Annotated in this window: 10 protein-coding genes; 9 read left to right on the forward strand and 1 reads right to left on the reverse strand. The window is 69.8% G+C overall.

Annotated features, from left to right (window positions below; all coding sequences use genetic code 11):
• Positions 1-102: 102 nt before the first annotated feature.
• Positions 103-240 carry a hypothetical protein gene (locus RIF93_RS17315; RefSeq protein WP_309092700.1) on the forward strand — a complete coding sequence of 46 codons (138 nt, stop codon included), beginning with the start codon at positions 103-105 and terminating at the stop codon, positions 238-240.
• A 17-nt stretch (positions 241-257) separates the two neighbouring features.
• On the opposite strand, the gene RIF93_RS17320 is transcribed toward RIF93_RS17315, so the two are convergent.
• Positions 258-656, reverse strand: coding sequence for a hypothetical protein (locus RIF93_RS17320; protein WP_309092701.1), 399 nt, complete (start codon positions 654-656; stop codon positions 258-260).
• 97 nt (positions 657-753) lie between these two features.
• Between RIF93_RS17320 and RIF93_RS17325 the strand changes: the two genes are divergently transcribed.
• The 8 genes from RIF93_RS17325 to RIF93_RS17360 form a co-directional block, all read left to right on the forward strand.
• Positions 754-1701, forward strand: coding sequence for a methyltransferase (locus RIF93_RS17325; RefSeq protein ID WP_309092702.1), 948 nt, complete (start codon positions 754-756; stop codon positions 1699-1701).
• 25 nt (positions 1702-1726) lie between these two features.
• Positions 1727-3127 carry a nicotinate phosphoribosyltransferase gene (locus tag RIF93_RS17330; protein ID WP_309092703.1) on the forward strand — a complete coding sequence of 467 codons (1401 nt, stop codon included), beginning with the start codon at positions 1727-1729 and terminating at the stop codon, positions 3125-3127.
• A 53-nt stretch (positions 3128-3180) separates the two neighbouring features.
• Entirely contained in the window at positions 3181-4416 is a 1236-nt protein-coding gene (locus RIF93_RS17335; protein ID WP_309092704.1) for a cation:proton antiporter, read from the forward strand.
• A 101-nt stretch (positions 4417-4517) separates the two neighbouring features.
• Entirely contained in the window at positions 4518-5264 is a 747-nt protein-coding gene (locus RIF93_RS17340) for a DUF899 domain-containing protein (RefSeq protein ID WP_309092705.1), read from the forward strand.
• Positions 5261-5482 (forward strand): hypothetical protein, encoded by a 222-nt coding sequence (locus tag RIF93_RS17345; protein WP_309092706.1) that lies wholly within the window; start codon positions 5261-5263, stop codon positions 5480-5482. The genes RIF93_RS17340 and RIF93_RS17345 overlap by 4 nt, the downstream gene beginning before the upstream one ends.
• A complete protein-coding gene (locus tag RIF93_RS17350) occupies positions 5482-5835 on the forward strand; it encodes a metalloregulator ArsR/SmtB family transcription factor (RefSeq protein WP_309092707.1) in 354 nt (117 codons plus the stop codon). Before RIF93_RS17345 ends, RIF93_RS17350 begins: the two co-directional genes overlap by 1 nt.
• The gene (locus RIF93_RS17355) at positions 5819-6325 is read left to right on the forward strand and encodes an SRPBCC domain-containing protein (protein WP_309092708.1); all 507 of its coding nucleotides are present in this window, start codon (positions 5819-5821) and stop codon (positions 6323-6325) included. Before RIF93_RS17350 ends, RIF93_RS17355 begins: the two co-directional genes overlap by 17 nt.
• Positions 6322-6836, forward strand: a 515-nt coding sequence (locus RIF93_RS17360) for a glutathione S-transferase family protein (RefSeq protein ID WP_309092709.1), incomplete at its 3' end; no start/stop codon positions are given. The genes RIF93_RS17355 and RIF93_RS17360, both read left to right, overlap by 4 nt.

The raw sequence follows: 6836 nt of genomic DNA on the forward strand, positions 1-6836 counted from the left end.
AGCACCGTCACGGAGGTGTAACAATGGGGGCTGCAACGCCGGCCGCGCTGACGTATTCTCTCCGACAGAGAGCCCATCAGAGGCTCCGCTAGGGAGTGAAAAATGGTCGATATGCCGTTCGGGCGGGAACCGTCCAAGCCGTCGCTGTCGTCGGACCTCGCTGTCGTGCTGTGTCCGTTCGTGCTGCTGGCGTTGCTCGCGCCGATCATCGTCTGGCTAAGCGACGCGCTGTTCGGCTGAGGCCTTAAGGCCTGAAGCTAGGCCTCGTCCGCGCCATCGACGGCGCGGGTCACGAGGTCGCGCCAGGTTGGATCGGTGTCGTCCACGAGGTCGACGTCGTCCAGCAGGGCCACCGCGGCGTCGCCGTCCGGCAGGATCAGGCCCAGCACCTCCATCTCCTCGCCGTCGGGCCCGGTGTGGACCTCGGCCTGCACCGCCACGGCTGCCTGCTCGCCGGCGTCATCCCACCAGATCACCGGCTGCGGCAGCTCCATGTCGAGCGGCCGCGGCGCCTCCGTGTCGCCCAGGGCGAAGACCGCTCGGCGCGCCTGCACGTCGTCCAGCGTGGCGACGGCGCCGGTGAAGGCCGCGAGCCTGGACCAGTCGTCCACGTCGAAGCCGCCGCCGTCCTCGTCGTGCTCGTCTTCGTGGCTCATGGGAGGCTCCTCGTTTCGGAGGCGATGTTTAGGCGCGCGCGGCCGCGGTGGGAACCGGCAGCCGAAACTCCTCTGGCGCTCGGGCTTTACGCTCGGAATGGATGGATCGGCGAAGCTTCTCGAACCCGACCTGCCGCTGCTGGACCTGCTGAGCCGGCTGGACCGCGGCGGCTACGCCTTCACGCCGCCGACGCCGGCGACCCATCGGCGGGTGGTCGCCCGCCGCGCCGGGGCGATCGCGGGGAACCTGCGGGACATCCTGGGCTGGAGCCTGCCGTTCGATCCCGCCCAGGCGCCCGGCTTCCTGGTCGAGGCGCTGGAGACGGCCGGCCTCCTCAGGCGGTTGCCGGACGGGACGGCCAAGAGCGCCGTGCGGGTCGCGCGGCTGCAGGGGCGGCTGTTCCTGCATTCGGCGTTCCCGACGGACCAGGAGGACGCCGTTTTCCTGGGGCCGGACAGCTACCGGTTCGCCGACTTCATTGCGCGTGAGCTGGCGCCCGACACGGCCGGGCGGATCGTGGACGTGGGCGGCGGCGCCGGGGTCGGCGCCCTGGCCGCTGCCGCGGTCGCGCCCGCCGCCGAGGTCGCGGTGACGGACATCAATCCGGCGGCGCTGCGGTTCGCCCGGGTGAACGCCGCCCACGCGGGCGTGCCGCTCTCGACCCTGCAGACCAGCGGCCTGGATAGCGTCGCGGGCGACATCGACGTGGTGCTGGCGAACCCGCCCTACATGGCGGATTCCCGCCAGGCCTACCGCGACGGGGGCGACCTGCACGGCGGACGGCTGTCGGTGGACTGGGCCGAGGCGGCGCTCGGCAAGCTGAAACCGGGGGGACGGCTGCTGCTCTACACCGGCAGCGCCATCCTGGACGGCGGACGCGACGAGTTGGGCCGGGCGCTGCGGGCGGCGGCCGTGGCGCACGGCGCCGCGCTGGACTATCGCGAGATCGATCCCGACGTGTTCGGCGAGGAGCTGGAGACCGACGCCTACGCTGACGTCGAGCGCATCGCGGTCGTGACAGCGGTGATCAAGAAGCGTCGCTAGCCCACCCCGACCACAGGAAGCGCGCATGGACCTCGCCCGCCGCGTCTACAGCCATAGCTTCCGCGTCGATCCCATCGTGCGCAGCAGACTGGACACCGACTTTTACAAGCTGCTGATGCTGCAGCTGATCTGGCGGCGCTACCGGGACGTGCCGGTGACGTTCCGGCTGACGAACCGCAGTCGCCACGTTCGGCTGGCGGACGAGCTCGATCTGGGCGAGCTGCGCGAGCAACTCGACCACCCGCGCACAGTGAGCCTGAGCCATCGGGAGCGGCTCTGGCTGGCGGGGAACAGCTTCTACGGCGACCCCCAGATCTTCGCGCCCGACTTCCTGGATTGGCTCGCAGGGCTGCGCCTGCCGGACTACGAGCTCTCGGCGCGCGATGGACAGATCGAGCTGTCGTTCGCGGGCACGTGGGCCGAGACGACGCTCTGGGAAATACCGGCTCTGTCTATCCTCTCGGAACTTCGCTCGCGTCGCGCGATGCGAGGCCTCGGACTGTTCGAGCTGGACGTGCTGTACGCCCGCGCCAAGGCGAAGCTGTGGGCCAAGATCGAGCGGCTCCGCAAACTGCCCAAGCTGGCGCTTTCGGATTTCGGCACGCGGCGGCGGCACGGATTCCTCTGGCAGCGGTGGTGCGTCGAGGCGCTGCGGGAAGGGTTGGGCCCGGCTTTCATCGGCACCAGCAACACCCTCATCGCGATGGAGACCGACCTGGAGGCGGTGGGCACGAACGCCCACGAACTGCCGATGGTGCTGGCGGCGCTCGCTCCGGACGACGAGGCGCTGCGGCAAGCCCCTTACCAGGTGCTGGAGGACTGGCGACAGACCTACGGCGGCAACCTGCTGGTCGTGCTGCCCGACGCCTTCGGGACGGCGGCGTTCCTGCGCGACGCGCCGGGATGGGTGGCCGACTGGACCGGCTTCCGGCCGGACTCCGCGCCGCCGATCGAAGCCGGCGAGGCGCTGATCGCCTGGTGGAAGGAGAACGGGCGCGACCCTCGCGAGAAGCTGCTGGTGTTCTCGGACGCGATGGAGGTCGAGGACATCGAGCGGGTTCACCGCCACTTCATGGGCCGGGTGCGCTTGTCGTTCGGATGGGGCACGCATCTGACCAACGACTTCGAAGACTGTTCGCCGGTGGAGCGGCCGGGCCTGAAGCCCGCATCCCTGGTGATCAAGGTCACGGAGGCGAACGGGCCCGGCGGTGAAGCTGTCGGACAATCCCGAGAAGGCCCTGGGAGAGGCCGCCGAGGTGGCGCGCTACCGGAGGGTGTTCGGCGAGGCCGGCTTCGCGGGACGCCCTGTCAGGGTGTGAGGCGGGTCCGGCGGCGACCCTGCGATGCTCATGGAGAGGCCGGGCGCGGGGCGTACGGACCACCTCCGGGGCCTCACACTTGGCGTCCGCGGCGCCTGCGGCCTTGACCTCGCCGGCCCCGCCCCTCAGTTCGGGAGCCTGCCCACAGCAAGGAGAGCCGATGCCGCACGACGACAGCCTGATCCTGATGCTGGTGGGCGGCTTCGTGCTGGCCTTCGTCCTGGGCATGCTGGCCCTGCGGCTCAAGCTGTCGCCCCTGGTAGGATACCTGGTCGCCGGGATCGTGGCGGGACCGTTCACCCCCGGTTGGGTGGCGGACTCGAGCCTAGCGATGCAGCTGGCCGAGATCGGCGTCATCCTGCTGATGTTCGGCGTGGGCCTGCACTTCTCGCCCAAGGACCTTCTGCAGGTCCGCAAGGTCGCCTTGCCGGGCGCGGTGTTCCAGATCCTGGCGGCCACGGCGCTGGGCTGGGGCGTCGGCCGCTTCTTCATGGGCCTGGGCGACGCCGAGGCCGCGCTGATGGGCTTCTCGCTGTCGGTCGCCTCGACGGTGGTGCTGCTGCGGGCGCTGGAGGAGCGCAAGGAGGTCAAGACCGAGACCGGCCGGATCGCGGTGGGCTGGCTGATCGTCGAGGACTTGGTGATGGTCGTGGCCCTGGTGCTGATCCCGCTGCTGGCGACAGCCGGGGCGAGCCCGGCCCCGGGCGCAGCTTCGGATTGGGGCGCGATCGGCCTGAAGATCGGCGGAACGCTGCTGTCGATCGCCGTCTTCGTGGCCTTCATGCTGGTCGTCGGCGGCCGGGTGCTGCCCTGGGTGCTGGTGCGAATCGCCCACACCCGCTCGCGGGAGCTGTTCACCCTGGGCGTGCTGGCGATCTCGCTGGGCATCGCCTACGTCGCCTATGCGGTGTTTGGGGCCTCGTTCGCGCTGGGCGCCTTCATCGCGGGCCTGGTGCTGAACGGCACGCCGCTGGGCCACAACGCCGCCGAGCGGGCGCTGCCGCTCAGGGACGCCTTCGCGGTGCTGTTCTTCGTCTCGGTGGGCATGCTGTTCGATCCCCGGGTGCTGGTGGAGCAGCCCCTGGCGGTGGCGGCGGTCGTGGCCATCATCGTGCTGGGCAAGGCGCTGGCGGCGCTGGCGATCACCAGCGTCTTCCGGCTGGAGCGGACGCCGGCCCTGATGATCGCGGCCAGCCTGGCCCAGATCGGCGAGTTCTCGTTCATCCTGGCGGGCGTTGGGCTGAAGCTGGAGGTGCTGAGCCGCGGGACGCACGACCTGATCCTGGCCGGCGCCCTGATCTCGATCGTACTCAATCCCTTTGTCTTCAAGCTGGCCGACAAGCTGTCGGGCAAGCCGCCGAAGCCGCCTCAGCCCGCAGCCGAGCCAATCGGATAGCGAGACCGGCGGCGCGCGAGCGGTCCTTGACTAGGCTCCCGCGGCTCCTATTTAACGAGAACGCTAATTAAGCGAATGGTTAAATCAAGAGGAGCCGACCCATGCGGACGCCGCCGATCGTATCGCCCGAGGCCTGGGCCGCCGCGTGGCAGGAGCTGCTGGTCAAGGAGAAGGCCCACACCCGCGCCCGCGATGCGCTGGCCGCCGAGCGGCGGCGGATGCCGTGGATGCTGGTCGAGAAGGACTACAGGTTCGAGACGGCGCGCGGCCCGGCCAGCCTGCTGGACCTGTTCGAGGGGCGGCGGCAGCTGATCGTCTATCGCGCCTTCGTCGAGCCCGGCGTGCACGGCTGGCCCGAGCACGGCTGCCGCGGCTGCTCGATGGTGGCCGACCAGGTGGCGCACCCGGCGCACCTGAACGCCCGCGACGTGACCCTGTGCTTCGTCTCGCGCGCCTCGCAGGCGGACCTCGCGCGCATCAAGGCCAAGATGGGCTGGGGCCTGATCCCCTGGCACACGATCACCGACAGCTTCGACGCCGACTTCGGCGTCGACGAGTGGCACGGCCACAACGTGTTCATCCGGCAGGGCGACCGGATCTTCCGCACCTACTTCATCAACAACCGCGGCGACGAGGCCATGGGCACGACCTGGAGTTACCTCGACGTCGCGCCGCTGGGCCGGCAGGAGGTCTGGGAGGATTCGCCCGAAGGCTATCCCCAGACGCCGACCTACAAGTGGTGGAACTGGAACGACAGCTACGAGCCGCAGGCGGCGCCGGATCCGGAGTGGGTGCGGGTGTCGGACGCCGGCGAGGCGGCGTTCCGGGCGGCGGCGGCCAAGGCATGACCTCGGCGGCCGAGTGGCTGAGCCTGGCGGCGGCGCCGACGTTCGCCGGGATGGCGCTGATGACCGCCGTGGCGGGCGGGACGCCGGACATGCTCTGCTCGGCCGCGCCCGCCGGGCCCCTGGACGGCATGACGGTGATGTACCTGCTGATGAGCGCCTTCCACGTCTCGCCCTGGCTGAGGCGGTTCGGACGCGCCGGCAGCGAGCGAGGAGGCTGATGCAGACCGAGATGGACACTCTGAGCGCGACGCTCTCGGCCCTGGCCGACCCGACGCGGCGGGCGATCCTGGCCAGGCTGGCCGAGGGCGAGGCGACGGTGAACGAACTGGCCGAGCCGTTCGACATCAGCCTGCCGGCGGTGTCGCGGCACCTGAAGGTGCTGGAGAACGCCGGACTGATCTCGCGCGGCCGCGAGGCCCAGTGGCGACCGGCCCGGCTCGAGGCTGCGCCGCTGAAAGACCTGGACGGCTGGCTCGCCCAGTATCGGCGCTTCTGGGAAGGCAGCTTCGACAAGATGGACGCCTACCTGGCGCAGCTCACGAAGGGAAAACCGAATGGACGCAAGAACTGATGCCCGGCCCGCCGTGGCCGATCCGGGCATGCCGCTGCGTGACGACGAACTGCTGATCGTCCGCACGTTCGACGCCCCGCTCCCGCTGGTCTTCCGGCTGTGGGAGGACGCAGTCCATCGGGCCAACTGGTGGGCGCCGAAGGGCTGCCGCTGCACGCACTTCAGCCACGAGTTCCGCGAGGGCGGCGCCTGGCGCGCCTGCTTCCTCTCGGACGACTACGGCGAGAACTGGCAGGGCGGCGTCTATCAGCAGATCGAGCGCGACAAGCGGATCGTCTTTTCCTTCATCTGGGACAGCGGTCCGGCGGGCGGCGTGGAGACGCTGGTGACCATCACCTTCGCCGAAGCCCATGGGAAGACCATCCAGACCTTCCACCAGACCCCGTTCGAGAACGTGGAACGCCGCGACAGCCACATCACCGGCTGGAGCGGGCTGCTCGACCGTCAACAGGCCTACGTCGAGGCCAAAGCCGAAGGAGAACCATCATGATCACGATCACCGCCTTCAAGTGGGTGCCGCCCTTCGCCCAGGGCCTGGTGCGGGACCTGCGGGTCCGCTGGGCTCTGGAGGAAGTCGGCATGCCCTACGGTACGAAGCTGATCGCCAGCGGCGATCAGGACGCGGCGGAGTATCGGAAGCTCCAGCCGTGGGGCCAGGTGCCGGTGATGGAGGACGAGGGCTTCGTGCTGTTCGAGACCGGGGCCATCCTCCAGTACATCGCCGACAAATCCGGTTCGGACGTGCTGCTGCCGCGGGATCCGGCGGGCCGCGCGCGGGCGATCCAGTGGATGTTCGCGGCGCTGAACTCGGTCGAGCCGCACGTCAGCAACCTGGGGAACATCGACGTTTTCCACGCCGACCAAGAGTGGGCCAAGCTGCGGCGTCCCAGTCAGGACGCGTTCACGCGCATGAAGCTGGCGTCGCTGGCCAAGCGCCTGGACGGCCAGGAATGGCTGGAAGACCGGTTCACCGCGGGCGACCTCATGATGATCAGCGTGCT

The sequence above is a fragment of the Phenylobacterium sp. genome, assembly GCF_031181185.1.
Lineage (GTDB): Bacteria > Pseudomonadota > Alphaproteobacteria > Caulobacterales > Caulobacteraceae > Phenylobacterium.